Source organism: Citrobacter braakii (genome assembly GCF_002075345.1).
Taxonomy (GTDB): domain Bacteria; phylum Pseudomonadota; class Gammaproteobacteria; order Enterobacterales; family Enterobacteriaceae; genus Citrobacter; species Citrobacter braakii.
In genome coordinates this window covers 91,239-116,467 of the sequence record NZ_NAEW01000002.1, presented here as the reverse complement: position 1 = coordinate 116,467, position 25,229 = coordinate 91,239, and the positions used below count along the sequence as shown (strand labels likewise).

General features: G+C 49.1%; 22 protein-coding genes, 3 tRNA genes and 1 pseudogene. 20 read left to right on the top strand and 6 right to left on the bottom strand.

Annotated features, from left to right (window positions below):
• Positions 1-4: 4 nt before the first annotated feature.
• The 4 genes from amyA to fliD form a co-directional block, all read right to left on the bottom strand.
• Positions 5-1,492 (bottom strand): alpha-amylase, encoded by a 1,488-nt coding sequence (gene amyA, locus BZK42_RS04955; RefSeq protein ID WP_080858840.1) that lies wholly within the window; start codon positions 1,490-1,492, stop codon positions 5-7.
• 68 nt (positions 1,493-1,560) lie between these two features.
• Entirely contained in the window at positions 1,561-1,932 is a 372-nt protein-coding gene (fliT, locus tag BZK42_RS04950; protein WP_003030458.1) for a flagella biosynthesis regulatory protein FliT, read from the bottom strand.
• The gene (gene fliS, locus BZK42_RS04945; RefSeq protein ID WP_046274968.1) at positions 1,932-2,339 is read right to left on the bottom strand and encodes a flagellar export chaperone FliS; all 408 of its coding nucleotides are present in this window, start codon (positions 2,337-2,339) and stop codon (positions 1,932-1,934) included. Before fliS ends, fliT begins: the two co-directional genes overlap by 1 nt.
• Positions 2,340-2,354: 15 nt before the next feature.
• Complete coding sequence (gene fliD / locus BZK42_RS04940) at positions 2,355-3,761, bottom strand: flagellar filament capping protein FliD (protein ID WP_080858839.1); 1,407 nt, start codon at positions 3,759-3,761, stop codon at positions 2,355-2,357.
• A gap of 255 nt (positions 3,762-4,016) precedes the next feature.
• Between fliD and BZK42_RS04930 the strand changes: the two genes are divergently transcribed.
• From BZK42_RS04930 to sdiA, 8 genes are all read left to right on the top strand, one after another.
• Positions 4,017-5,510, top strand: a complete 1,494-nt coding sequence (locus BZK42_RS04930) for a flagellin N-terminal helical domain-containing protein (protein ID WP_075848423.1) — start codon at positions 4,017-4,019, stop codon at positions 5,508-5,510.
• A 162-nt stretch (positions 5,511-5,672) separates the two neighbouring features.
• Positions 5,673-6,392, top strand: coding sequence for an RNA polymerase sigma factor FliA (gene fliA / locus BZK42_RS04925; protein WP_016153479.1), 720 nt, complete (start codon positions 5,673-5,675; stop codon positions 6,390-6,392).
• A 57-nt stretch (positions 6,393-6,449) separates the two neighbouring features.
• Complete coding sequence (gene fliZ, locus BZK42_RS04920; RefSeq protein ID WP_016153478.1) at positions 6,450-7,001, top strand: flagella biosynthesis regulatory protein FliZ; 552 nt, start codon at positions 6,450-6,452, stop codon at positions 6,999-7,001.
• A 100-nt stretch (positions 7,002-7,101) separates the two neighbouring features.
• Positions 7,102-7,902 carry a cystine ABC transporter substrate-binding protein gene (tcyJ, locus tag BZK42_RS04915; protein WP_016156835.1) on the top strand — a complete coding sequence of 267 codons (801 nt, stop codon included), beginning with the start codon at positions 7,102-7,104 and terminating at the stop codon, positions 7,900-7,902.
• 106 nt (positions 7,903-8,008) lie between these two features.
• Positions 8,009-8,995 carry a D-cysteine desulfhydrase gene (dcyD, locus tag BZK42_RS04910; protein ID WP_047358000.1) on the top strand — a complete coding sequence of 329 codons (987 nt, stop codon included), beginning with the start codon at positions 8,009-8,011 and terminating at the stop codon, positions 8,993-8,995.
• Between the two features lie 21 nt (positions 8,996-9,016).
• Complete coding sequence (gene tcyL / locus BZK42_RS04905) at positions 9,017-9,685, top strand: cystine ABC transporter permease (protein WP_003030474.1); 669 nt, start codon at positions 9,017-9,019, stop codon at positions 9,683-9,685.
• Positions 9,682-10,434: an L-cystine ABC transporter ATP-binding protein TcyN gene (gene tcyN, locus BZK42_RS04900; RefSeq protein ID WP_003030477.1), complete on the top strand. Its 753-nt coding sequence runs from the start codon at positions 9,682-9,684 to the stop codon at positions 10,432-10,434. The genes tcyL and tcyN overlap by 4 nt, the downstream gene beginning before the upstream one ends.
• 231 nt (positions 10,435-10,665) lie before the next feature.
• Positions 10,666-11,388, top strand: coding sequence for a quorum-sensing transcriptional regulator SdiA (gene sdiA, locus BZK42_RS04895; protein WP_016156833.1), 723 nt, complete (start codon positions 10,666-10,668; stop codon positions 11,386-11,388).
• Positions 11,389-11,454: 66 nt separating this feature from the next.
• Here sdiA and BZK42_RS04890 read toward each other — a convergent pair whose 3' ends face one another.
• Both BZK42_RS04890 and BZK42_RS29635 read right to left on the bottom strand, forming a co-directional pair.
• Positions 11,455-11,679 (bottom strand): DUF2594 family protein, encoded by a 225-nt coding sequence (locus BZK42_RS04890; protein WP_016153474.1) that lies wholly within the window; start codon positions 11,677-11,679, stop codon positions 11,455-11,457.
• A gap of 19 nt (positions 11,680-11,698) precedes the next feature.
• Complete coding sequence (locus BZK42_RS29635) at positions 11,699-11,842, bottom strand: hypothetical protein (protein ID WP_428839379.1); 144 nt, start codon at positions 11,840-11,842, stop codon at positions 11,699-11,701.
• A 295-nt stretch (positions 11,843-12,137) separates the two neighbouring features.
• On the opposite strand from BZK42_RS29635, the gene uvrY reads away from it, so the two are divergent.
• From uvrY to BZK42_RS04830, 12 genes and pseudogenes are all read left to right on the top strand, one after another.
• A complete protein-coding gene (gene uvrY, locus BZK42_RS04885) occupies positions 12,138-12,794 on the top strand; it encodes a UvrY/SirA/GacA family response regulator transcription factor (RefSeq protein ID WP_006684079.1) in 657 nt (218 codons plus the stop codon).
• A complete protein-coding gene (gene uvrC, locus BZK42_RS04880; protein WP_016153473.1) occupies positions 12,791-14,623 on the top strand; it encodes an excinuclease ABC subunit UvrC in 1,833 nt (610 codons plus the stop codon). Before uvrY ends, uvrC begins: the two co-directional genes overlap by 4 nt.
• A gap of 55 nt (positions 14,624-14,678) precedes the next feature.
• Positions 14,679-15,227, top strand: a complete 549-nt coding sequence (pgsA, locus tag BZK42_RS04875; protein WP_016153472.1) for a CDP-diacylglycerol--glycerol-3-phosphate 3-phosphatidyltransferase — start codon at positions 14,679-14,681, stop codon at positions 15,225-15,227.
• Positions 15,228-15,378: 151 nt separating this feature from the next.
• Positions 15,379-15,454: transfer RNA gene (locus tag BZK42_RS04870), tRNA-Gly, on the top strand.
• A 51-nt stretch (positions 15,455-15,505) separates the two neighbouring features.
• A tRNA-Cys gene (locus BZK42_RS04865) sits at positions 15,506-15,579 on the top strand.
• Between the two features lie 12 nt (positions 15,580-15,591).
• A tRNA-Leu gene (locus BZK42_RS04860) sits at positions 15,592-15,678 on the top strand.
• A 233-nt stretch (positions 15,679-15,911) separates the two neighbouring features.
• Positions 15,912-17,435, top strand: coding sequence for a type I restriction-modification system subunit M (locus BZK42_RS04855; RefSeq protein WP_080858838.1), 1,524 nt, complete (start codon positions 15,912-15,914; stop codon positions 17,433-17,435).
• Complete coding sequence (locus BZK42_RS04850) at positions 17,425-18,609, top strand: restriction endonuclease subunit S (RefSeq protein ID WP_080858837.1); 1,185 nt, start codon at positions 17,425-17,427, stop codon at positions 18,607-18,609. The genes BZK42_RS04855 and BZK42_RS04850 overlap by 11 nt, the downstream gene beginning before the upstream one ends.
• Positions 18,606-19,290 (top strand): annotated as a pseudogene (locus tag BZK42_RS04845) (YecA/YgfB family protein). The gene BZK42_RS04850 and the pseudogene BZK42_RS04845 overlap by 4 nt, the downstream one beginning before the upstream one ends.
• Before the next feature lie 22 nt (positions 19,291-19,312).
• Positions 19,313-21,097 (top strand): cold shock domain-containing protein, encoded by a 1,785-nt coding sequence (locus tag BZK42_RS04840; protein ID WP_080858836.1) that lies wholly within the window; start codon positions 19,313-19,315, stop codon positions 21,095-21,097.
• 69 nt (positions 21,098-21,166) lie between these two features.
• Entirely contained in the window at positions 21,167-24,451 is a 3,285-nt protein-coding gene (locus BZK42_RS04835; protein WP_080858835.1) for a type I restriction endonuclease subunit R, read from the top strand.
• Complete coding sequence (locus tag BZK42_RS04830) at positions 24,448-25,203, top strand: M48 family metallopeptidase (RefSeq protein WP_080858834.1); 756 nt, start codon at positions 24,448-24,450, stop codon at positions 25,201-25,203. Before BZK42_RS04835 ends, BZK42_RS04830 begins: the two co-directional genes overlap by 4 nt.
• Positions 25,204-25,229: the final 26 nt, after the last annotated feature.

The window sequence follows — 25,229 nt, the reverse complement described above, 5'->3', positions numbered from 1 at the left end:
AATTTTATAACACGTCTTCAATCACCCACACGCTGACGCTACCGCCGTTACAATAAAACGTCGCTTCACCGTTCTCATCGGTGACCACGCTTTCTTCGCGATTTCCCAGATAGTCACGCCAGGTTTTATTCCCGTAATTGGCGCCGAGATTGATGGTCTTTTCCCCGTCATCGCCGTTTGACAGTACCACCACACAGCCGGGATCCTCGTCCGTTCCGCTGCGGCTAAAAGCGATACAGTTAGGGTGATCGAAAAAGAGCGTCTGTACCCCGTGCGCGAAGCGTTGGCGCGCGAGGATCAGTTCATCAAGCTGCTCGATGATCGGCATGTCGATAGGATAGGTTTCGCCATCTCCCCCGGTGTCTTCGTAATGCGCTCCGTAGAGGTCAGGATAAAACACTGACGGCACGCCGTTTTCGCGCAACAGGATCAGCGCATAGGCCAGCGGCTTAAACCATGGCTCGACAGGGGCTTCCAGCGCCTGCAAGGGCTGAGTGTCGTGATTGGCGACCAGGGTGACGGCATGAAAGGGATCGGCTTCCACCAGGGTGTCGGTGAAAATCTGACTCATGTCGTAATCGCGACCCTGACGAGAGGCTTCGTGGAATTTCATCTGCAAAGGGGCGTCGAATAGCATAGTTTTCCCCTCCACCTGATTAATGTAGGTTTGCAGCTTGTCGACTTCATGCGACCAGTATTCCGCGACGATAAACAGCGGCTTGGGGGCGACTTCCTGCACATGCTCAATCCACTCTTTATAAAACCATGCCGGAATATGTTTCACGGCATCTAAACGAAAGCCGTCACACTGGGTTTGCTCCATCACCCAACGCGCCCAGTATTTGATCTCTTCGGTGACCGCGTGATTGCGAAAATCGATGTTTTCGCCCATCAGATAATCAAAATTACCCAACTCATCATCAACCTGATCGTTCCAGCCTTCGCCGGTGTAGTCGTTCACGATTTTAAAAATGCCGTCTTCGGTTGGGTTTTCGATATGGTCAATACCGCTGAAGCATTTAAAGTCCCAAATGAATTGCGAGTACTTGCCTGCGCGGGCAGGGAAGGTGTAGCGCGTCCAGCCTTCGCATTCGACGATCTCATCGTCTATTTGCGTGCGATCCTCGGCGTTAACCCGCTGGACACGAATATTCTCTTTCTCATCTGCGCCCATTTTGTGGTTAACCACCACGTCGAGCAGTACGGCAATATCATTGTGTTTTAGCGCGTCTATCGCCGCCAGCAGCTGGTTTTTATCGCCATATTTGGTAGCGATGGTTCCCTTTTGGTCGAATTCGCCCAGATCAAACAGATCGTAGGAGTCGTAGCCAACGGAATAGCCGCCGGATGCGCCTTTATAAGCGGGAGGTAACCACACCATATTGATGCCGATGTCATTGAGTCCACCTGCGCGTTCGGCAAGTTCGGGCCAGAGTTGACCGCCCTCGGGGTAATACCAGTGAAAATACTGCAATAACGTGGGATTTTTCATCTTCCGAGCTCCAGAAGTCGTTTGGCCGACCTCTGGAGTATGGAAGATTATTCAGACGAGACGGGAAATTATTGTGGTGCAGTGGGGGCGTCGGGAACTAACAGCATGCCGGAAAGACGGCCATAAGCGTTATTTAGCGTCTTTTGGCGCGTCGACTGACCGATGAGATTGCTGAGTTCATCCAGACGCTGCTGCAACAATGTTTTGAGCAGTTGTTCGTTATCCAGCGTCTGTTTAATGTACCCGGCCACTAAATCCTGAATACTTCGCGTAATGCCTGGTGGAGTTTGCTCTTCCATGACCACTTCAATACTTTGCAGATAGGTAACTTCCTGTTCCAGTAAAAGGTCCCATTCACCGCGCTGCGCTAGTTCCAGCAGTGAGTGACTGAGCAGCGCGATGCGCTGCCAACGGTTGATAAACTCCACGGCTGAGGTCATTAACGAGACTCCTGGGAAGATGCTTTTGGTGAGATCTGTTTCCAGGCATCTGCAATGTTGCCGAGTAACCCTTCGACTTCTTCAATGGCCTGACAATCATTACGCAAGTTAGCTTGCAGTAAACGGCGAATCATATAGTCGTACAGTGAAGACAGATTGGTGGCGATTTCGCCGCCATTCTCTTGATCAAGTCCTGCCTTCAGGCCATTGTCGATAATATTAATGGCTTTACTTAACGCTTCACCTTTGGCGACGATATCACCCTGTTGCATAAACAGGCGAGCGCGCACCAGGGCGCTGTTCGCGCCGTCAAACAACATTTCAATCAGCTGATGTGGATTTGCGCTCATCACGCCACTCTCTATGCTGACCTGTGCATAGGCTTTGGTACCGCTCGCGGTATACATGCTTACCTCGTTTTATCAGGAATTGCTCATCGCCGTAAATTGCTGGCCCAGATAGGTACTGGTGCTATTCAGCTTGCTCATCATGGTGTCTAATTGCGTAAACTGTGCTTTGTAGCGCGCGACGGTATCGTCGATGCTGTTGCTGACGGCCAGATACTGTTTGGTCAGCTTTTTCAGCGTGGCGTTAATATTGTCTTGGGCAACGTCAATAATGCCGTCATCGGCCAGGTAACCTTTTACTTCTGTTGCAATTTTGGTAGTAATACCGGTTTCTTTACCATCACCAACCAGCAATTGACGAGTCGCCGCGGTATTATCTTTCAGCGCTTTTTCCAGCTTAGTGTCGTCAATTTTCAGCTTGCCGGAGGTACCGTCGGTGGTAATACCGATTTCGCCCAACGTTTTGAATGCGCCGTCGCTGGCACCATTGGAAAACTGGGCGCGAATGCCTATCTGGATAGTACGTACCGCGCTGTCGCCGATCAGCGCACCGTTATTTTTATCTTGCGCTTCGGCTCCTGGATCAACTTCGGTGTATTTGGTCAGCGTTGAGAACGTATCCAGCAGCGAGTTATAGGCATCCACCCAACCTTTGATTGCTTCGGTTGCTTTATCATTGCTCTTGGTGACGGTGATTCGCGCGTCGGTCACTTCTTTAGTCAGATTCAGCGTTACGCCCTGCGGAGCATCGGTAATGGTGTTGCTTGGGCGTTCAATATCAATACCATTAACTTTCAATAACGCATTTTTTGCTTCCACCAGTTGTTTCATATTTCCGCTGCCGGCTGTGCTGTCGTAGGCCAGTAAATCATTGAGCTTACTGTCGCCGCTGACGGAAATGGTCATCTTATTATCGACACCGCTTTCGGCGGTCAATACCAGCTGATAATCATTTTCTTTAACTTTAACGATACTGGCGGAAATACCGCTGTCGGCGTCGTTAATGGCATCACGGATCCCTTCCAGCGATGTTTGGTCTTTGCTGAGTTTAATTTCCAGCGGTTTTTCACGGCCCTTTTGCTCAATTTTAATAGTGCGGCTTTCGGAGGAGGTATCACCTAACGCTTCCTTCGTTGAGCTGATTCCACTTTTAGTACTTAATGATTGAGCCTGCGCCAGTTGCGTAACACTAACGGTATAGATCCCGGGGGCTGCGCCGGCAGAGGTCGATACCTTAAGGTCTTCTGTACTGCTGGTTACGGTGGTGCTTTTAAACAGATCGGCACTGTTTAGCACTGTGTTTGCCGTCTGGAATTTTTCCAGCGCGCTTTTTAGCGTGCCGTAGGCGGTTAATCTTGCCGTATTCGTACTCTGCTGTTGGGTAATTGGGTTTAAGCGTTTTTTTTCAGCAGTAGTCAGGTTTGTCAGCAATGTATCCAGTGGTAAGTTTGAGCCAACGCCCAATGAAGTAAATGAAGGCATGCCTAATTCCTTGTGATTGCAAACAGTAGTTAAGCGGGTTATCGGCAATCTGCGCGCAAAGTTTAATGATAGTTTTGTAAAAATAATGCGCAGAATAATGGCATATAAAGAGGGTATTTCAGGGGCTAAGAAAAAAGAGGGCAGAAAGTAAAAATTTTCTAAAGTTCGAAATTAAGATGCCGATACATGGGTTACGGTGAGAAACCGTGGGCAACAGCCCAATAACATCAAGTTGTAATTGATAAGGAAAAGATCATGGCACAAGTCATCAATACAAACAGCCTGTCGCTGTTGACCCAAAACAACCTGAACAAATCTCAGTCTACTCTGAGCTCCGCTATCGAGCGTCTGTCCTCTGGTCTGCGTATCAACAGCGCGAAAGACGATGCTGCTGGTCAGGCGATCGCAAACCGCTTCACCTCTAATATTAAAGGTCTGACTCAGGCTTCCCGTAACGCCAACGACGGTATCTCCATCGCGCAGACCACTGAAGGCGCGCTGAACGAAATCAACAACAACCTGCAGCGTGTACGTGAACTGTCCGTTCAGGCATCTAACGGCACCAACTCAGATAGCGACCTGAGCTCCATTCAGGCTGAAATCACTCAGCGTCTGAGCGAAATCGACCGCGTATCCGGTCAGACTCAGTTCAACGGCGTGAAAGTACTGGCGGGTGACAACACCCTGAAAATCCAGGTTGGTGCTAACGATAACGAAACCATCTCCATTAACCTGAAAGAAATCACCAGCAGCACGCTGGGCCTGAATACTTTCAGCGTAACTGGCGATAAAGCGGTAACCGCTGACCAAATGGTCAAAGATTTTGGCGCGACTGGTAGCATGAACTACAAACTTGGCGCTGACAACTATGCTGTCGACGTAAAATCGGGTGCTGTCACCGTTCAGACTGGTGGTACAGGTGCATTTGCAGCTGCTTTTGTTGGGGCAGCAGATGGTAAATTAACCGCTAGCTCTACAAACACGCAAGTTAACCCAGGAACAACAGCCACCGCTGACGCAGCTGCTACTGCAGCAGCTGCAGTAACCGCAGGCGGCCCTAACGCTAAATTTACCTTTAAAGGTACCGAATGGACTGCTGCTGCAACAAACACAGCAAATGCTGACGGTAACGGTAAGTTCACCGCTACTATTGATGGTACCACCATTACTATGGACATCACTGGGGCGACAACCGGTACCGGTGGTACCATGACTCTTTCTGGTGGCAGCATTTATGAGCAGGGCGCAGCGGGCAGTAACAAACTGACCACTCATGCAACCAACGTTGCAGCAAAAGAGTCTGACCTGGTTGCGGCAAAAGCAACTAAAACGGGTGGAGCTTTAGCTATTGGTGCTACCAATTACACAGTTGATGCTAATGGCGTTGTTAGTGAAGGCGGTGAAACCACTTTCGTTAAAAATGCAGGTACTGCAAATGCTTCTCTGGTTAAACAAAGTCAGGCAAGCGAAGCTACGCGTAACCAGCTGAAACTGATTGATACCGCGTTGGCTCAGGTTGACACTTTACGTGGCGACCTCGGTGCGGTGCAGAACCGTTTCGACTCTACCATCACCAACCTGGGCAACACCGTTAACAACCTGACTTCTGCACGTAGCCGTATCGAAGATGCTGACTACGCGACCGAAGTGTCCAACATGTCCAAAGCACAGATCCTGCAGCAGGCAGGTACTTCTGTACTGGCACAGGCCAACCAGGTTCCGCAGAACGTACTGTCTCTGCTGCGTTAATTTACGCTTACTGCGCAAACCCCGCTCCGGCGGGGTTTTTTACATTCAGCTTTACCCGTAACCCCCAAATAACCCCCCATTTCACCCACTATTCACCCGATTAAAACCCCTGCAGAAACGGATAATCATGCCGATAACTCATTTAACGCAGGGCTGTTTATCGTGAATTCACTGTATACCGCTGAAGGTGTAATGGATAAACACTCGCTGTGGCAGCGTTATGTACCGTTGGTGCGTCACGAAGCATTGCGCCTTCAGGTGCGTTTGCCGGCGAGCGTAGAACTGGATGACCTGCTACAAGCGGGCGGCATCGGGTTATTGAATGCAGTCGACCGATATGACGCTTTGCAAGGAACGGCATTTACCACTTACGCAGTGCAGCGTATTCGTGGAGCGATGCTGGACGAACTACGTAGCCGGGATTGGGTGCCGCGTAGCGTTCGGCGCAATGCTCGCGAAGTGGCACAGGCGATGGGGCAACTGGAGCAGGAATTAGGGCGTAACGCGACGGAAACCGAAGTGGCGGAGCGTCTGGCTATTCCTGTGCAAGAGTATCGTCAGATGTTGCTTGATACCAATAATAGCCAACTCTTCTCCTACGACGAGTGGCGGGAAGAGCATGGCGATAGTATTGAGCTGGTGACGGAAGAACATCAGCAGGAAAACCCGTTACAGCAGCTACTTGAGGGTAACCTCCGCCAGCGCGTGATGGACGCGATCGAAGCGTTGCCGGAACGCGAAAAGCTGGTGTTAACGCTGTACTACCAGGAAGAGCTGAATCTGAAAGAGATTGGCGCGGTACTGGAAGTGGGGGAGTCACGGGTTAGCCAGTTGCACAGTCAGGCCATCAAACGTCTACGCACCAAGCTGGGTAAGCTATAGGGGTACACCATTACCCCTGAACAATGCCGCATTACGAATTGACTACCAGGAGTTCTCATGACGGTGCAGCAATCAAAAAGACGGCCTCTAAGCCGCTACCTCAAAGATTTCAAACACAGCCAGACGCATTGCGCCCATTGCTTTAAGTTGCTCGACAGGATCACGCTGGTTCGCCGCGGGCAAATTGTGAATAAAATCGCCATCGCCCGACTGGACACGTTGCTGAATGAAGCAGAGTGGGAACAGGAGAAAAAAGAGTGGGTGGCACTGTGTCGCTTTTGTGGTGATTTGCACTGCAAAGAGCAGAGCGACTTTTTTGACATTATCGGCTTCAAGCAATTTTTATTCGAGCAGACCGAAATGAGTCACGGCACGGTACGCGAATACGTTGTGCGCCTGCGTCGCCTCGGGAATCATCTGACCGAACAAAATATCTCTCACGATCTGCTGCAGGAAGGGTTTCTCGACGAAAACCTTGCCCCGTGGCTACCGGAAACCAGCACCAACAATTACCGCATCGCCTTGCGTAAGTATGAGCAGTTTAAAGCCCATACGCATATGGGACATATGCAGAAATCCTCCTGGACAGCCAGTTCTGATATATATTAAAAACGAATAAGGTGTAACAGAGTCGTGTTTGTGGATCACGGCAAACGCTTTACACTGTAGTCATAAATGATAGTCACTAATGACAATATTCGGGGTAACTATGAAATTAGCACTTCTGGGACGTCAGGCTCTGATGGGTGTAATGGCTGTTGCACTTGTCGCCGGAATGAGCGTGAAGACTTATGCAGATGAAGGTCTGTTAAATAAAGTTAAAGAGCGCGGCACGCTGCTGGTGGGCCTGGAAGGGACCTATCCCCCGTTTAGTTTTCAGGGCGATGACGGCAAGCTGACCGGTTTCGAAGTGGAGTTTGCCGAGGAACTGGCCAAGCATCTTGGGGTGAAAGCCACGCTGAAGCCGACCAAATGGGACGGTATGCTGGCTTCTCTTGATTCCAAACGCATTGACGTGGTCATCAACCAAGTGACTATCTCTGATGATCGTAAGAAAAAATACGATTTCTCTACCCCGTATACGGTCTCTGGTATCCAGGCGCTGGTGAAGAAAGGCAATGAAGGCGTTATTAAGACTGCTGCCGATCTGAAAGGTAAAAAAGTCGGCGTGGGTCTGGGAACCAACTATGAAGAGTGGCTGCGCCAGAACGTGCAGGGCGTGGATATTCGTACCTATGATGATGACCCGACCAAATATCAGGATCTGCGCGTAGGGCGTATCGACGCCATCCTGGTTGACCGTCTGGCCGCGCTGGATCTGGTGAAAAAAACCAAGGATACGCTGGCCGTTACCGGTGAAGCATTCTCCCGCCAGGAGTCCGGCGTGGCGCTGCGTAAAGGCAATGAAGATCTGCTGAAAGCGGTGGATGCAGCCATTGCTGAAATGCAGAAAGACGGTTCGCTGAAAGCCCTGTCTGAAAAATGGTTTGGAGCAGATGTGACGAAATAATCGTCATCTGATGAAAAAAGGCGCCTTTAACAGCGCCTTTTTTTATTTCATTGCGCCTGAACGTGCATAATAAAAGAACATCACAACAACGAATACCGGAGGCTGTATGCCGCTGCATAATTTAACGCGCTTTCCACGTCTGGAATTTATTGGCGCGCCAACGCCACTCGAATATCTTCCGCGCCTCTCAGATTATCTCGGGCGCGATATTTTCATTAAACGCGATGACGTCACGCCGATGGCTATGGGCGGCAATAAGTTGCGTAAGCTGGAGTTTCTGGCCGCAGACGCGCTGCGTGAAGGCGCGGATACGCTGATAACCGCGGGTGCTATTCAGTCTAACCATGTTCGCCAGACGGCGGCGGTCGCCGCTAAGCTAGGCCTGCACTGCGTGGCGCTGTTGGAAAATCCGATAGGCACCACTGCCGAAAACTATCTCACCAATGGCAACCGTCTGCTGTTGGACCTGTTTAATACGCAGATTGAAATGTGCGATGCGCTGACCGATCCGAATGCACAGCTGCAGGATCTGGCGACGCGGATTGAAGCGCAAGGGTTCCGCCCGTATGTGATCCCGGTTGGGGGCTCCAATGCACTGGGTGCGCTGGGCTATGTGGAAAGCGCGCTGGAAATTGCCCAACAGTGTGAAGGGGCCGTTTCGCTCTCTTCCGTAGTGGTGGCCTCGGGCAGTGCGGGAACCCATGCCGGACTGGCCGTGGGCCTGGAGCAATTGATGCCTGACGTCGAACTTATCGGCGTGACCGTCTCACGCAGCGTGGCGGATCAAAAGCCCAAAGTTGTTGCACTGCAGCAGGATATTGCTCGGGAGCTGGAACTGACGGCCTCAGCGGAAATCCTGTTATGGGACGATTATTATGCGCCAGGCTACGGTACGCCAAACGAAGAGGGAATGGAGGCGGTAAAACTGCTGGCGCGTCTGGAAGGCATTTTGTTAGATCCGGTGTATACCGGCAAGGCGATGGCGGGTCTGATTGATGGCATTAGCCAGAAGCGCTTCAAAGATGAAGGGCCAATTCTCTTTATTCATACTGGTGGGGCGCCTGCGCTGTTTGCCTACCATCCTCACGTGTAACGACCAGGTAGAAAAACGCTAATGCATGAAAGTATCCAACTGGTGATTGATTCTCTGCCGTATCTGCTCAAGGGCGCAGTTTTTACGCTGCAACTGAGTATCGGTGGGATGTTCTTTGGTCTCGTGCTGGGTTTTATCCTGGCGCTGATGCGTCTGTCGCCGCTGCTGCCTGTGCGCTGGCTGGCGCGCTTTTATATCTCTATCTTTCGCGGAACGCCGTTGATTGCCCAGCTGTTCATGATCTATTACGGTCTGCCGCAGTTTGGTATTGAGCTTGATCCTATTCCGGCGGCGATGATTGGCTTATCGCTTAATACGGCGGCCTACGCTGCGGAAACGCTGCGTGCGGCAATCTCCTCCATCGACAAAGGGCAGTGGGAAGCGGGTGCCAGTATTGGTATGACGCGGTGGCAAACCATGCGCCGGGCAATCCTGCCGCAGGCTGCGCGGGTTGCGCTCCCGCCGCTGAGTAACAGCTTTATCAGCCTGGTGAAGGACACCTCTCTGGCCGCGACTATTCAGGTACCGGAACTGTTCCGTCAGGCGCAGTTGATTACCTCGCGTACGCTGGAGGTATTCACGATGTATCTGGCAGCCTCGTTGATTTATTGGGTGATGGCGACGGTGCTTTCTGCACTGCAAAACTATTTTGAAGAGCAACTGAATCGCCAGGAGAGAGAGCCGAAATGAGTGCTATCGAAGTCAGAAACCTGGTCAAAAAATTCCATGGGCAAACGGTGCTGCATGGGATCGATCTTGACGTCAAACCCGGTGAAGTTGTGGCGATTATCGGGCCGAGCGGTTCGGGCAAAACGACGCTGCTGCGCAGCATTAATTTGCTGGAGCAACCGGAGGCGGGCACCATTAAGGTGGGTGAGATTACCATTGATACCGCGCGTTCGTTAACTCAGCAGAAAGGTCTGATTCGTCAGTTGCGCCAGCACGTGGGCTTTGTGTTCCAGAACTTTAATTTGTTCCCGCATCGCACGGTGCTGGAAAACATTATTGAAGGTCCGGTGATTGTTAAAGGCGAACCGAAAGCCGAAGCGACAGCCCGAGCGCGCGAACTGCTGGCGAAAGTCGGGTTAGCTGGTAAAGAAACCAGCTATCCGCGGCGTTTGTCCGGCGGGCAGCAGCAGCGCGTGGCTATTGCCCGGGCGTTGGCGATGCGACCTGAGGTTATTCTTTTTGATGAGCCTACCTCCGCGCTTGATCCTGAACTGGTTGGTGAGGTACTTAACACCATCCGCCAACTGGCGCAGGAAAAACGCACCATGGTGATTGTGACGCATGAAATGAGCTTTGCGCGCGACGTTGCCGATCGGGCGATATTTATGGATCAAGGACGGATAGTGGAGCAGGGGCCCGCTAAGTCCTTATTCACGCATCCGCAGCAACCGCGAACCCGTCAGTTTCTTGAAAAGTTTCTGATGCAATAAATAGTGCATGCAGCACTCGTCGAAATTGTTTTTTGGCGAGTGCTGTTCGCATAACTATTTATAATTATTGCTTTAATATTAACTCCCAATACCGTTACTTCCTGCCGTCGTTGAGTAATGCTCAAGTAATTGACCATTTGTCCGATAATTTGCATATATAAAATACATTTATGTGTTAGCTTGTTTCATATGTTTGGATGATTATCAATCTCAGGGGTATTACCACTTAGTATGCAGGGTCATGATTTCTTCACCTGGCGACGGAGTATGCTGTTACGCTTTCAGGAAATGGCGACGGCAGAGGATGTCTATAATGAATTACAACAACAGACGCAGCATTTAGAGTTCGATTTTTACGCGCTCTGTGTTCGTCATCCCGTACCTTTTACCCGACCTAAAACGTCGCTTCACACGACCTATCCCAAAGCATGGGTGGCGCATTATCAGTCCGAGAATTATTTCGCTATTGATCCGGTGCTGAAGCCTGAAAACTTCAGTCAGGGGCATTTACCCTGGAACGATACCTTATTTCGCGATGCACAGCCCCTGTGGGATGCCGCGCGCAATCACGGTTTACGTAAAGGGATGACGCAATGCTTAATGTTGCCTAATCGGGCGTTGGGTTTTTTATCGGTATCGCGTGCGAGTGTCCGTAATAGTCGCTTTGCAAACGATGAGGTAGAGCTCAGGATGCAACTGCTGGTGCGGGAAAGCTTGTCGGTACTGACGCGGCTGCAAGATGACATGGTCATGGCGCCAGAGATGCGCTTTAGCAAGCGGGAAAAAGAGATATTGAAATGGACGGCAGAGGGGAAAACCTCTTCAGAGATAGCGATAATTCTGTCGATTTCTGAAAATACCGTTAACTTTCACCAGAAAAATATGCAAAAGAAATTTAATGCACCCAACAAAACGCAGATCGCCTGTTATGCTGCGGCAACCGGGCTGATCTGAGTAAATTATCGTTCTGAGTGTCAGACGCAAACCCGGCTGAGAGCATCGCTGTCAGCCGGGTTCTTATTACTGGCGGTAGGCCTGTTTAATTTGCTTAACAGTGCTGGAAAATACCGCAGCCTGTGATTGATCTTCAATCAGCGCGATCTGTTTTTCCATTTTAAGAATCACGCGCCCTGCATCGGCTTGGCCCATTGCCTGCAGCATCAGCGTTAACATGGCTTTCAGGCAGGTGACTTCGTTGGCCAGTTCCTGGTTATTCTCAGCAGTGGAAAAGTCAGGCGTACTCATTTATTTTCCTCGTTATGTTTCAATGAAAAAGTGCGATGTCAAATCTTAAGGCGCCGGAGTATACCATAAGCGAGGCTAAAAATATCAGCGGTTGTTTTCTGCGCAAACATAAGTCGCGGACATTAAAATAAACAACATGTTGCACTGCATATATTTTCTCCATCTGTTGTTTATTTCGAGTATTTTACTCGTTAATTATTGTTACAACTTTAGCTGCCTATTTTGCATTCAACGGACGAATATGAATTTTTTGTCACTATTCTGAAACAGCTATGCAGATATAACCGTGGCAAAAGGTTGCCATAACAGAAAGTTTCCACTCGTCGTACCTTCTAATTTCCAAAAACGAGAGCAAAATCGAAAGACGGCGATTTTTACATTTCAAAGTTGAGATAAAACCCGTTAACATAGGACCGATTAACTATCGGTAGCGTTATCCCTATTCTGGAGATATTCCTTTGATCAACGTTTTTCTTGTTGATGACCACGAACTGGTGCGCGCAGGGATACGACGCATTCTTGAAGATATAAAAGGCATTAAAGTTGTCGGTGAGGCGTGCTGCGGTGAAGATGCGGTAAAATGGTGCCGCTCAAATTCCGTTGACGTTGTGCTGATGGACATGAATATGCCCGGTATTGGTGGCCTTGAGGCAACGCGTAAAATTGCGCGTTCAACGGCTGACATTAAAGTGATCATGCTGACTGTCCATACCGAAAACCCGTTACCTGCAAAAGTCATGCAGGCGGGAGCCGCGGGCTATCTCAGTAAGGGGGCTGCGCCCCAGGAGGTCGTGAGTGCGATTCGTTCGGTTTATTCTGGCCAACGTTATATTGCCTCCGATATCGCTCAGCAGATGGCGCTTAGCCAGATTGAGCCTGAGAAAACGGAAACCCCGTTTGCCAGTTTGTCTGAACGTGAGTTGCAGATTATGCTGATGATCACCAAAGGTCAGAAGGTCAATGAGATCTCAGAGCAACTGAATCTTAGTCCTAAAACGGTGAACAGCTATCGCTATCGAATGTTCAGTAAATTAAACATTCACGGCGATGTTGAGCTGACTCACCTGGCAATTCGCCATGGCCTGTGTAATGCGGAGACATTAACAAGCCAGTGACCGATCAGTTTGATGCCAAAGCGTTCCTGAAAACCGTGACCAGTCAGCCCGGTGTTTATCGTATGTATGATGACGCCGGGACGGTCATCTACGTCGGGAAAGCGAAAGACCTGAAAAAAAGGCTTTCCAGCTACTTCCGTAGCAACCTTGCATCGCGTAAGACCGAAGCACTGGTCGCGCAAATACAGCAGATTGATGTCACGGTAACGCACACCGAAACCGAGGCGTTATTGCTTGAGCACAACTACATCAAGCTGTATCAGCCGCGTTATAACGTTTTGCTGCGCGACGATAAATCCTATCCTTTTATTTTCCTCAGCGGCGATACCCATCCTCGCCTGGCAATGCATCGCGGGGCCAAGCATGCCAAAGGCGAGTACTTTGGACCGTTTCCTAACGGCTACGCCGTACGCGAAACGCTGGCGTTGCTGCAGAAAATCTTCCCTATTCGTCAGTGCGAAAATAGTGTTTATCGCAATCGCTCGCGGCCCTGTCTGCAATATCAGATTGGCCGCTGCCTCGGTCCGTGTGTGGCGGGCCTGGTGAGTGAGGAAGAGTATGCGCAGCAGGTTGATTACGTTCGTCTGTTCCTGTCCGGGAAAGACGATCAGGTATTAACGCAGCTGATCGCCCGGATGGAAAAGGCCAGCCAAAATCTCGAGTTTGAAGAGGCTGCCCGCATTCGTGACCAAATTCAGGCCGTACGCCGCGTGACCGAAAAACAGTTTGTCTCTAATACCGGAGACGATCTGGACGTCATCGGCGTGGCGTTTGACGCCGGCATGGCCTGTGTGCACGTGCTGTTTATTCGCCAGGGTAAAGTGTTAGGCAGTCGTAGCTATTTCCCGAAAGTCCCTGGTGGAACAGAACTCGGCGAGGTCGTTGAAACCTTTGTCGGACAGTTTTATCTGCAGGGAAGTCAGATGCGCACCTTACCCGGTGAGATCCTGCTCGATTTTAATCTTAGCGATAAAACCCTGCTGGCAGACTCTCTGTCTGAGCTGGCCGGGCGGAAGATCAACGTTCAGACGAAACCGCGAGGCGATCGCGCGCGGTATCTGAAGCTGGCGCGTACCAACGCGGCGGTGGCGTTAACCACAAAACTTTCCCAGCAGTCGACCATTACTCAACGCCTGACGGCGCTGGCATCAGTACTCAAGTTACCCGCAGTGAAACGCATGGAGTGCTTTGATATCAGCCACACGATGGGCGAGCAGACGGTAGCCTCCTGCGTGGTATTCGATGCCAATGGACCACTGCGCGCCGAGTATCGCCGCTATAACATCACGGGTATTACGCCGGGTGATGATTATGCGGCAATGAATCAGGTTCTCCGTCGGCGCTACGGTAAGGCGATTGAAGAAAGTAAGATTCCGGACGTCATATTGATCGACGGCGGGAAAGGTCAACTGGGGCAGGCGAAAGCCGTGTTTGCTGAGCTGGACGTGCCCTGGGACAAACAGCACCCGCTTTTGTTGGGTGTGGCAAAAGGGGCCGATCGTAAAGCAGGCCTGGAAACGCTGTTCTTTGAGCCGGAAGGTGAGGGCTTTAGCCTACCGCCGGATTCGCCTGCATTGCACGTTATCCAGCATATCCGCGATGAATCTCACGATCATGCAATTAGCGGGCACCGTAAAAAACGGGCGAAGGTGAAAAGTACCAGCACGCTGGAGACTATTGAAGGTGTCGGGCCGAAGCGTCGGCAGATGTTGTTGAAATATATGGGCGGTTTGCAAGGTCTTCGTAACGCGAGTATTGAAGAAATTGCAAAAGTGCCGGGTATTTCGCAAGCTCTGGCAGAAAAGATCTTCTACTCGTTGAAACATTAGGCCCTCTGTAGCAACATAGGGGTAATTTTACTGACAACAGATAGTTATCCGTCATATGCAATTTAATATCCCTACGTTGCTCACGCTGTTTCGCGTCATCCTGATCCCATTCTTTGTATTGGCTTTTTATCTGCCATTCACCTGGGCTCCCTTCGTTTGTGCGCTGATCTTCTGTATTGCGGCGGTCACCGACTGGTTTGACGGCTATCTGGCGCGTCGCTGGAACCAAAGCACGCGTTTTGGCGCCTTCCTCGATCCGGTGGCTGATAAGGTACTGGTGGCTATCGCGATGGTGCTGGTGACCGAGCACTATCACAGCTGGTGGGTAACGCTTCCTGCCGCCACGATGATTGCGCGTGAAATTATTATCTCTGCGCTGCGTGAGTGGATGGCTGAACTGGGTAAACGTAGCAGTGTGGCGGTGTCCTGGATCGGCAAAGTGAAAACCACTTCGCAAATGGCCGCGCTCGCATGGCTGCTGTGGCGTCCAAATATTTGGGTAGAGTACGCCGGGATCGCACTTTTCTTCGTCGCCGCGATACTGACGTTGTGGTCAATGTTCCAGTATTTGAGCGCTGCGTGGGGAGATTTGCTTGAACAGTGATCGTTTCGGCGCAAATTTCAGCAAACGATCGTCAGTGGTGAAAAATATCGTTGACTCATTGCGTCAGGTAAGTAGAATGCAACGCATCGAACGGCAGCACTGATTGCCAGACGATAACAAAATCAAGTGATTAACAAAGTTACTTGGTGATGCGGGAATAGCTCAGTTGGTAGAGCACGACCTTGCCAAGGTCGGGGTCGCGAGTTCGAGTCTCGTTTCCCGCTCCAAATTAAAGACATCGGCAATAGCGGATGTCGGCTGAAAAGCCAGAAGATTTCGGCGCGTTAGCAAAGCGGTTATGTAGCGGATTGCAAATCCGTCTAGTCCGGTTCGACTCCGGAACGCGCCTCCAATTTCTTCCCGAGCCCGGATGGTGGAATCGGTAGACACAAGGGATTTAAAATCCCTCGGCGTTCGCGCTGTGTGGGTTCAAGTCCCACTCCGGGTACCATGGGAAAGAAAAGAATAATCAAAGCAATAAGCAGTGTCGTGAAACCACCTACGGGTGGTTTTTTTGTTTTTGTTTATTGCGTTCATCATCCTGCTTCATTTCTCTTTTTCCTCTTACTTCATTTTGATTTCTGTCAGAGTATGACATGCCCCAAAATATGTTTTCCGGTATTATTAGCCCATTAATTGCCAATGCTGAATGCTGGTGCAATCACTCTCGTAATTGGATGATTCATGAATAATAAAATCAGTCAGGATACCATCAACAAAGCCCTGTGGTCCGCGTGCGACACCTTCCGTGGCACCATCAGTGCTGATACTTACAAAGACTTTATCCTTACCATGCTGTTCCTCAAGTACATTTCGGATGTCTGGCAAGATCACTACGACGAATATAAAGAACAATATGGTGATACGCCGGAGCTGATTGAAGCGATGATGGCGAATGAACGCTTCGTGTTGCCAAAAATCGCCAGTTTCTATGCTCTGTATGAGCGCCGTCATGAACCGGGCAACGGCGAGCGTATCGATCAGGCATTGCATGCGATTGAAGAAGCCAATGGCACCAAACTGAAAGACGCCGGGAAAAGTGTCTTCCAGGATATTTCGTTTAACACTGACCGCTTGGGTGAAGAAAAACAGAAGAACACAATTCTGCGCCAGTTGCTGGAAGACTTCGCCGGTGAAGATCTCAACCTGAAGCCGAGCCGTGTAGGTACGCTGGACGTTATCGGTAATGCTTACGAATATCTGATCAAAAACTTTGCCGCCAGCGGTGGGCAGAAAGCAGGTGAGTTCTATACTCCGCCGGAAGTCTCGGATCTGATTGCTGAACTGCTCGATCCGCAACCGGGTGATACCATCTGCGACCCGGCCTGTGGTTCCGGTTCTTTGCTAATGAAGTGCGGGCGTAAAATTGTCTCAGGACATGATAGCCGCAATTATGCGTTGTTCGGTCAGGAGGCCATTGGCTCTACATGGTCGCTGGCGAAAATGAACATGTTCTTGCACGGCGAAGACAACCACAAAATCGAGTGGGGCGATACCATTCGTAACCCGAAGCTGCTCGATAAAAATGGCGACCTGATGCTGTTTGATATCGTGACCGCTAACCCGCCGTTCAGCCTGGATAAGTGGGGCCACGATGAGGCCGAGAACGATAAGTTTGGCCGCTTCCGTCGTGGTGTACCGCCGAAGACTAAGGGGGATTACGCCTTTATCTCGCACATGATAGAAACCCTGAAACCGAGGACAGGTCGTATGGGCGTGGTAGTGCCACACGGTGTGCTGTTCCGTGGTTCCAGCGAAGGTAAGATTCGCCAAAAACTGATTGATGAAAATCTGCTGGATGCGGTAATTGGTCTGCCGGAAAAATTGTTTTACGGTACGGGGATACCGGCTGCGATTCTGATTTTCAAAAAACAGAAAGTGGATGACAAGGTGCTGTTTATCGATGCCAGCCGCGAATTCAAGGCAGGTAAAAACCAGAACCAGCTCAGTGAAGAAAACATCGAAAAAATCGTTAAGACCTACCGCAATGGCGATAACGTCGAGAAATACGCTTATCTTGCCAGCCTGAAGGAAATTCAGGACAACGATTACAACCTCAATATCCCTCGTTATGTGGATACCTTTGAGGAAGAGGACGAGATTGATTTACTAGCCGTGCGTGCTGAGCGTGAGCAATTGAAAGTGGAACTAGCGAAATTGGAAATGCAGATGGCGGGTTATCTGGAGGAGTTGGGTTATGGTGCCTAAGGGGTGGACGCTTCTCCAAGTGTCAGATATTTGTAAGTTACAAAATGGTAATAGTTTTAAGCCACATGAGTGGGATACACAAGGTATCCCTATCATTCGAATTCAAAATTTGAATGGAAGCGATAATTATAACTATTTTTCAGGTGTTCCTCAGGATAAATGGTTGGTTGAACCAGGGCAGTTACTATTTTCCTGGGCAGGTACAAAAGGTGTATCCTTCGGTCCTTTCATTTGGAATGGGCCAAAAGGTGTTTTGAATCAGCATATCTACAAGGTATTTGCAAATGAAAATGTTCATGGACACTGGCTGTATTTAGCTTTATTGCATATAACTCAAAAAATTGAAGCGCAGGCTCATGGTTTCAAATCAACATTATTACATGTTCAAAAAAAAGACATTGATAATCAATTTGTGCTTACCCCTCCTGTTGCTGAACAAAAGAAAATAGCCCAAATCCTGTCAACCTGGGATAAGGCCATTTCGGTGACGGAAAAGCTGCTCGCCAATAGTCAGCAGCAGAAAAAAGCCCTGATGCAGCAATTGCTCACGGGAAAAAAACGGTTGCTGGATGAGAATGGGGGGAGATTTAGTGGGGAGTGGTATACGTGCTCATTGTCTGAAGTAGCGCATATTATTATGGGGTCATCGCCTAAATCCGAAGCCTACAATGATAATGGCTTAGGTTTACCATTAATACAGGGTAATACCGATATAAAGTGCCGAGTTTCATGTCCCAGAGTTTATACGTCTGACATTACGAAAGAATGTTCTCCCGGAGATATTCTTCTAAGTGTCAGGGCACCTGTAGGTACTGTTGCACTTTCTCAACATAAAGCATGTATAGGGCGTGGTATATCGGCTATAAAATCCAAGAGAAAAATGAGCCAATCATTTCTTTATCAATGGTTTCTTTGGTTTGAACCAAAATGGTGTTCCCTATCACAAGGTAGCACATTTGAATCAATCAATAGTGATGACATAAAGACATTAAAATTAGCAATACCTAATTATGAAGAACAACAAAAAATCGCCATCGTCCTGTCCGCAGCTGACGTCGAAATCTCCACGCTGGAGAAAAAACTCGCCTGCCTGAAAGACGAGAAAAAAGCCCTGATGCAGCAATTACTGACCGGGAAACGTCGGGTGAAAATCGATGAGGCTGTTGCTGCATGAAACTGACGAAAAGAGGGCCACTGACTGACCGGGAAATCGACTGGCTGGAAGAGGTGTTGCTGAAATATGGTAATGATGACTCTGTGCTCTGTTTCTCTGAGCTGGATGGCTTCCTGACGGCGATTGTCTCTGGCCCTAATATGATTCCCCCTAATACCTGGCTCAGTGCTATCTGGGGACGTGGTGACTACCACCCTCACTGGGCCACCGAAATCGAGATGACGCGTTTTGTGGGGCTGTGTTTTCAGCATATTAACGATATTGCAGGCTGCTTGTATGAGGTCCCTGAACAGTTTGAACCGATATTCAATGGACGTAAGGTTAAAGGTAAAACATATACCATCGTCGAAGAGTGTGGTGTTTCGGGTATATGAAAGGCCGGTCTCTGGATGACTGGTCAGCCTTGCCGGAGGCCTTACGCCCCTCGCTGGAGGCAATAGCCCTTCATGGTATCGAAAAAAACTTCCCTGTGGTTGAGAAAATGTCACCCGCTCAATTTGACAGAGTATTACTCTCATTCAGCCTGCGGCACTGGCGCTTTATCAGCACTGGTTGTCGGTGAGAATGTCAGAGGTATCATCCCGGCCTGTTCCCGTGAAGAGGGCAGAAAAACTGCCCGGTCGTAATGCCCCGTGTCCGTGTGGCAGCGGTAAAAAATTTAAAAAGTGCTGCCTGCACTGACAAAGCGGAAGGAGGCTTACTTATGGCAGTGAACAGTCTAGATAGTTCCCGGTGGTACCTGGGACATGTTCTCTGGTTCGGAGGCTATAACAGCAAAACGGATCGAGAAAATAACTTTGGGTTTATCTCGTCTGAGAACGGTAATGAGCTGTTTTTTCATAAGAATGAGATAAACCGGAACTATACGCCTGCTGACAATACACCGGTACTGTTCAGGCAAGGTACAGGTAAAAATGGTAAGCCTACAGCTTTTAACGTTCACTTACTTGATAAAACAGATGAGGAGACGGGTGAGCTCCTCATTGAGTATCTCCGGGCTATTATTGAGGAGGGTGTTGATTTCGTTCGTTGGCCTTATCGTGACAGCATTGTTAATTGCCTTACTCAGTCCTTTGGCGAAGGTGCTATAACTCGGTTAGTTATGAGTGATATTGCTGCCACAAAAATATTACCGCTATTTTTAAAATCACGTAACTACGATGACCAATTTACATCTTTCGCCTCTGATAAAAATTTTGATGATTTAATCGCACAACAAATATCTCCTGCGGTCATGCCTTCGTCATTTATCGATGATAATATTGGTCAGTTCGCTGTTTGGGTGAAAAGCTGTTCTGCGGCTACGAGTTGCCAGGGGGGGGCACCATCGGACATCATCAATGTATTACTCAGTCACGTATCTATAAGTGCTATTCTCTACTTGGCATTTTACGATTATATAAGCAGTAAGCTGATTCTTGAACATCGGCATGATGATATAGGAAACTTTGTTCGACGTAGTTTCACGAAAAATAAAATGAATATACAACCATTTGTCCGTGATGCCTATCAGCAGAAATTCTCATCGAGAGAGAAATTTTACAAACATTCCGTGATTAGTCCTTTTATCAATGCGTATTTGATTAAACAGAAAGTGTTCAGAAAAGATTTCAGTTTCGTTAATGATATTGAATCAAATCCTGAGATTTCTTCTGATCCTGAATACTTTATTCTGAGTAAATTGTTGCCGTTGATTGGGCGCAACGATGAACAGTCGGTTCTGAGTATTATTCTGCATGAGATATGGCAGGGAGTGTTATCGGGTAAAATCCCTGTAAGTCATCCTTCTGTTTTCAAATTATTCCCGCAGTGTAGCTCATTGAAAATTCGTTCCCGGAATTTAAAATTATCCTGTGAGGCATTTCACTGGAATGCAAAACAGTCTGATGGAACGATAGAGAAAAAATACCTTTGTCGTTCGAAAGTCTGCCATGATCCGCAGGTACTACCCGACCTCAGTCGGGATTATATTGATTTCACTATTTATGATTGGCTTGCCCATTATGGCATGACCTATCTGTTTGCTGGCGAACCTTCTAAGCGAGATTTCCCAATTAAACTGGCCGGGTATTTCAACCGTATCAGAGAATTACATTCCCGCTTGAATTGCCGTAGTTGTGGGGTGTTGATGGTTCCAGATATGAAATATGCTCGTGTTGAGGTCAGCGTCTGGGATACGAAGTCGAAAGGATTTGTGAAAAAACCTTTCCAGGCCGCGTATCGTCTAACCGTCTTTAAATGCGCCAGTCATTCCTGCGAACAGTTTGGTATTGGGCATTACATTAATCACTGTATTGGTTACAAATGTAGCGAAATAATTGACGCCAGAGATTTGCATGAAAAATGTTCAGAAGGACGATTTATTTGTGCATCCTGTGGTTCCTGCTGTACGACGCATCAGGAGAAATTTGGTAATGTAAACAAGGGAGAGACAGAACAGGTCAAGTACGATCGCCTTTATCGGGACTCGCCGTTCTTTTCATCATAAGTCTTCGTCCATTTTGAGTATGTCCATCCAGGCATACAGTTTCACCTCTTTGCCAAGAAGGATTACCGGGTGGATAAGCACTACCAACCTAAATTCCAGGAAGAATACAGCGCCAAAATTCCGGCACTGACATTACTAACCAGCCTCGGCTGGACGTTTTTATCCCCGAAACAGATTATGGGTTATCGGGGCTATAAACAGGATGAGGTAGTGCTGCGTCCGGTTCTGCGTGAGGTGTTGTCGAAGCGCTCGTTTATGGCAGGTGGCAAAACCTGTCAGTTATCGGAAAAGGCACTGGATAACCTGATATCACAGGTCTGTTCTCCGGCACTGAATGAAGGGCTGCTGAAAGCTAACGAGCGGATGTACAACCATCTGCTCTACGGTATTGCTGTCACCGAGTTTGTCGATGGCAAGAAGGTGAACCCCACGATTGCGCTGATTGACTGGGAACATCCGGAAAATAACCAGTTCCATTTTACTGAAGAGTTTACGGTATTGCGGTCAGGCGGTGTTGAAACCCGCAGGCCGGATATTGTCTGTTTTGTTAATGGTATCCCGCTGGCTGTCATTGAAGCGAAAAGCCCGGCAGGTCACGGTAAGAAAGGGCCAACCATTGACGAGGGGATATCCCAGAGTATCCGCAACCAGCTCAACGATGAAATCCCGCAGCTGTTTGCTTACAGCCAGATATTACTATCGATTAACGGGCATGACGGGCGCTACGGTACCTGTCATACACCAATGAAATTCTGGGCGGCATGGCGCGAAGAAGATATTACTGACGCGCAGATGTATGCGCTGCGCAACCATAAGTTATCGTCTGAACAAATTCATGCGTTGTTTGATCATCGTCCTTCAGCCGATCTCGACTGGTACCAACAGTTAATAGCCGCAGGTGAACTGGCTGTCAGTGGACAGGATAAGCTGCTTATCAGCCTGCTTTCGCCGGAACGTCTGCTGGAGATGACCCGCTTCTTCACGCTGCTTGATAAAAAGACCGGGAAGATAGTCGCTCGCTATCAGCAGGTGTTCGGGATTAAAAGACTGCTGGAACGCATCAGTACTCGCAGACCGGATGGGGGCAGGGAAGGTGGGGTGATCTGGCATACCACGGGGTCAGGTAAATCGTACACCATGGTTTTCCTCAGCAAGGCGCTGATTCTTCATGACAGCCTGAAGCAGTGTCGCATTGTGGTGGTGACGGACCGTGTCGATCTTGAAGGGCAGCTCAGCGGTACTTTCGCTTCTGGTGGAGAACTGGCCGGGAAGGATGATAAAGCCAAAGCGATGGCGACCTCTGGTCAGAAGCTGGCACAGCAGATTGGCTCTGGTAAAGAACGTATAATCTTTACCCTTATCCAGAAATTTAACTCAGCGACAAAATTGCCTGAATGCGTCAATACCAGCCCCAACATCATCGTTCTGATTGATGAAGGACACCGCAGCCAGGGTGGTGAGAACCATGTGCGAATGAAACTGGCCCTGCCGAATGCCGCCTTTGTGGCATTTACCGGTACGCCTCTGCTGAAAGAAGATAAGACCACCAATAAATTCGGGCCGATTGTCCACGCTTATACCATGCAGCGGGCGGTAGAAGATCAGGCGGTGACGCCTCTGCTCTACGAGGAGCGTATTCCTGATCTTGAGGTAAACGACCGGGCAATAGATGCCTGGTTTGACCGTATTACCGATGGGTTAAGCGAAGCGCAAAAAGCCGACCTTAAACGTAAATATGCCCGTAAAGGTGAGGTCTACAGTGCAGATGACCGCATCCGGCTGATCGCACTCGATATCGCCACACACTTCTCGAAGAATATCGATGAGGGGCTGAAAGGGCAACTTGCCTGCGACAGCAAGATTTCCGCCATCAAATATAAAAAGTATCTTGATGAAGCCGGGTTGTTTGAGTCAGCTGTAGTTATCAGCCCGCCGGATTCCCGGGAAGGGAATACCGAGGTGGATGAAAGCAAACTGCCGGAAGTGACGAAATGGTGGAAGGATAATGTCGGCACGCAGGAGGAGTCTGTGTATACCCGCAATATCATCAGTCGTTTCGATACCGATGATAAGCTTAAATTGCTGATCGTCGTTGATAAACTGCTCACCGGGTTTGATGAACCGAAGAATACCGTGCTGTATATCGACAAGCCGCTCAAGTCCCACAACCTTATCCAGGCGATTGCCCGGGTGAACCGACTGCATCCACTGAAAAAGTTCGGTCTGCTGATTGATTATCGCGGCATTCTGGCTGAGCTGGACACGACTATCGGTAAATATCAGGATCTCGCCTCCCGAACTCAAGGAGGATACGACATCAAGGATATTGATGGGTTGTACAGCGCCATGAGTTCTGAATACAAGCGGCTGCCACATCTCTATAACCAACTGTGGGCCATATTTGCCGGTGTCATAAACAAGAATGATACTGAGCAGTTGCGTGCAGTTCTGGTGCCTAAAATGGAAGAACGTGACGGAGATATGGTCGATATCCATCAGAAAACCCGTGATGATTTCTTCGAGGCATTAACGGCCTTTGCCGGATGCCTGAAAGTGGCACTGCAGTCCGCTACCTTCTTCACCGACAAGAGCTTTACGGAACAAGACCGAAATCTCTATAAAGAAACCGTAAAACAGATGTCCAGTCTGCGCCAGTGGGCAATGCAGGTCAGCGGCGAGCAGGTCAATTATGACGACTACGCTGAGCAAGTGAAAAAATTGCTGGATAAGCATGTCACCGGCGTTGAGGTTCGCGAACCGAATGGCGTATATGAAGTAGGTAAAATGGGCAAGAGCGAAAAGCCCGAAGAGTGGGACAACAATAAAACCCGCAATGAAACCGACATCATTAAAACCCGTGTGACGAAGATGATTGAGCAGGAACTGCGTGATGACCCGTACGCTCAGGAGGCTTTTTCAAAACTCCTGCGTATGGCTATCGAAGAAGCAGAAAAACTGTTCGACCATCCACTAAAACAGTATCTCCTATTCCGTGAGTTTGAAGAAAAAGTTGAAGCCCGTAAGCTCAGTGATATCCCGGATGCACTGGCGGTAAACAAACATGCTCAGGCGTATTACGGTGTATTTAAAAAAGAGCTACCTGAGGTTTTTGCGGTAAACGACGATCAGGTGCAGGATAAGTGGACAAAACTTGCTTTTGAAGTGGACAGCATTATCGTCAAAGCGGTGGCAGAAAACTCCCTGAACCCTCAGGATATCGAGAAAGCAGTCAAGACAAATCTCTTACCGCTGCTGTTTACGGCCTGCCGGGAAATAGGTGCCGGAATGAACCAGGTAAACCGTATTGTGGAAACTATCATCCAGATACTGCGCGTTGGTTTAATGAAATCATGAGTGAAAAAGAGTCGCCAGCAATGAAAGCAATACGCATTGTCTATGGTGATGAGGTCATCGTCGTACAGTGTGTTTCGCGTCAGGTCGTTAAGGGCAGGGTGCTCATCAAGGTGCATCCGGACTGCCGGGTTATTGTCTCTGTACCTCCAGAAACACCGGAGCACGAGGTGTTGTCTGCGCTGAAAAAAAGAAGTCGCTGGATATACCAGCAACTGCGTGATTTCAGGGAGCAACAGACACACATTGTTTCGCGTCAGTATGTCAGCGGAGAAAGCCATTATTATCTCGGTAAGCAATATCAGTTGAAAGTGACAGAAGACGCTACTGTACCGCAACGAGTGAAAATGTTGCGTGGGCGGCTGGAAGTGACTGTCAGACACAAATCGGCAGAAAAGATTAAAGCGTTGCTGGCCGAATGGTATCGGGAACGTGCCAGAGATGTTTTTCAGCGCAGGCTTGATTTACTGATTCCGCAGACCCTTTGGGTCAGTGAGCGTCCTCCGATACGTCTGCGGGCGATGCAAACGCAATGGGGCAACTGTTCAGCAAAAGGCTGTCTGACCCTGAATCCATGGCTGGTTAAGGCATCCTCAGAATGTATCGATTATGTTTTGCTACATGAGTTATGCCATGTTGCTGAGCACAACCACAGTGAAGAGTTTTACCGCCTGATGGGGCAGGTTATGCCTGGGTGGGAAAAGGTCAAGAAACGGCTGGATGGCATGGCTGGGATGTTGTTGGCTGATATGTAGTAAGAGCCCAGCTAAATTAAAATATT

Bases quoted from the DNA above. Each gene is read 5' to 3' on its own strand.
- amyA (WP_080858840.1), bottom strand. From the start codon at position 1,492: ATGAAAAATCCCACGTTATTGCAGTATTTTCACTGGTATTACCCCGAG.
- fliT (WP_003030458.1), bottom strand. From the start codon at position 1,932: ATGACCTCAGCCGTGGAGTTTATCAACCGTTGGCAGCGCATCGCGCTG.
- fliS (WP_046274968.1), bottom strand. From the start codon at position 2,339: ATGTATACCGCGAGCGGTACCAAAGCCTATGCACAGGTCAGCATAGAG.
- fliD (WP_080858839.1), bottom strand. From the start codon at position 3,761: ATGCCTTCATTTACTTCATTGGGCGTTGGCTCAAACTTACCACTGGAT.
- BZK42_RS04930 (WP_075848423.1), top strand. From the start codon at position 4,017: ATGGCACAAGTCATCAATACAAACAGCCTGTCGCTGTTGACCCAAAAC.
- fliZ (WP_016153478.1), top strand. From the start codon at position 6,450: ATGACGGTGCAGCAATCAAAAAGACGGCCTCTAAGCCGCTACCTCAAA.
- tcyJ (WP_016156835.1), top strand. From the start codon at position 7,102: ATGAAATTAGCACTTCTGGGACGTCAGGCTCTGATGGGTGTAATGGCT.
- dcyD (WP_047358000.1), top strand. From the start codon at position 8,009: ATGCCGCTGCATAATTTAACGCGCTTTCCACGTCTGGAATTTATTGGC.
- tcyL (WP_003030474.1), top strand. From the start codon at position 9,017: ATGCATGAAAGTATCCAACTGGTGATTGATTCTCTGCCGTATCTGCTC.
- tcyN (WP_003030477.1), top strand. From the start codon at position 9,682: ATGAGTGCTATCGAAGTCAGAAACCTGGTCAAAAAATTCCATGGGCAA.
- sdiA (WP_016156833.1), top strand. From the start codon at position 10,666: ATGCAGGGTCATGATTTCTTCACCTGGCGACGGAGTATGCTGTTACGC.
- BZK42_RS04890 (WP_016153474.1), bottom strand. From the start codon at position 11,679: ATGAGTACGCCTGACTTTTCCACTGCTGAGAATAACCAGGAACTGGCC.
- BZK42_RS29635 (WP_428839379.1), bottom strand. From the start codon at position 11,842: ATGGAGAAAATATATGCAGTGCAACATGTTGTTTATTTTAATGTCCGC.
- pgsA (WP_016153472.1), top strand. From the start codon at position 14,679: ATGCAATTTAATATCCCTACGTTGCTCACGCTGTTTCGCGTCATCCTG.
- BZK42_RS04855 (WP_080858838.1), top strand. From the start codon at position 15,912: ATGAATAATAAAATCAGTCAGGATACCATCAACAAAGCCCTGTGGTCC.
- BZK42_RS04850 (WP_080858837.1), top strand. From the start codon at position 17,425: ATGGTGCCTAAGGGGTGGACGCTTCTCCAAGTGTCAGATATTTGTAAG.
- BZK42_RS04840 (WP_080858836.1), top strand. From the start codon at position 19,313: ATGGCAGTGAACAGTCTAGATAGTTCCCGGTGGTACCTGGGACATGTT.
- BZK42_RS04830 (WP_080858834.1), top strand. From the start codon at position 24,448: ATGAGTGAAAAAGAGTCGCCAGCAATGAAAGCAATACGCATTGTCTAT.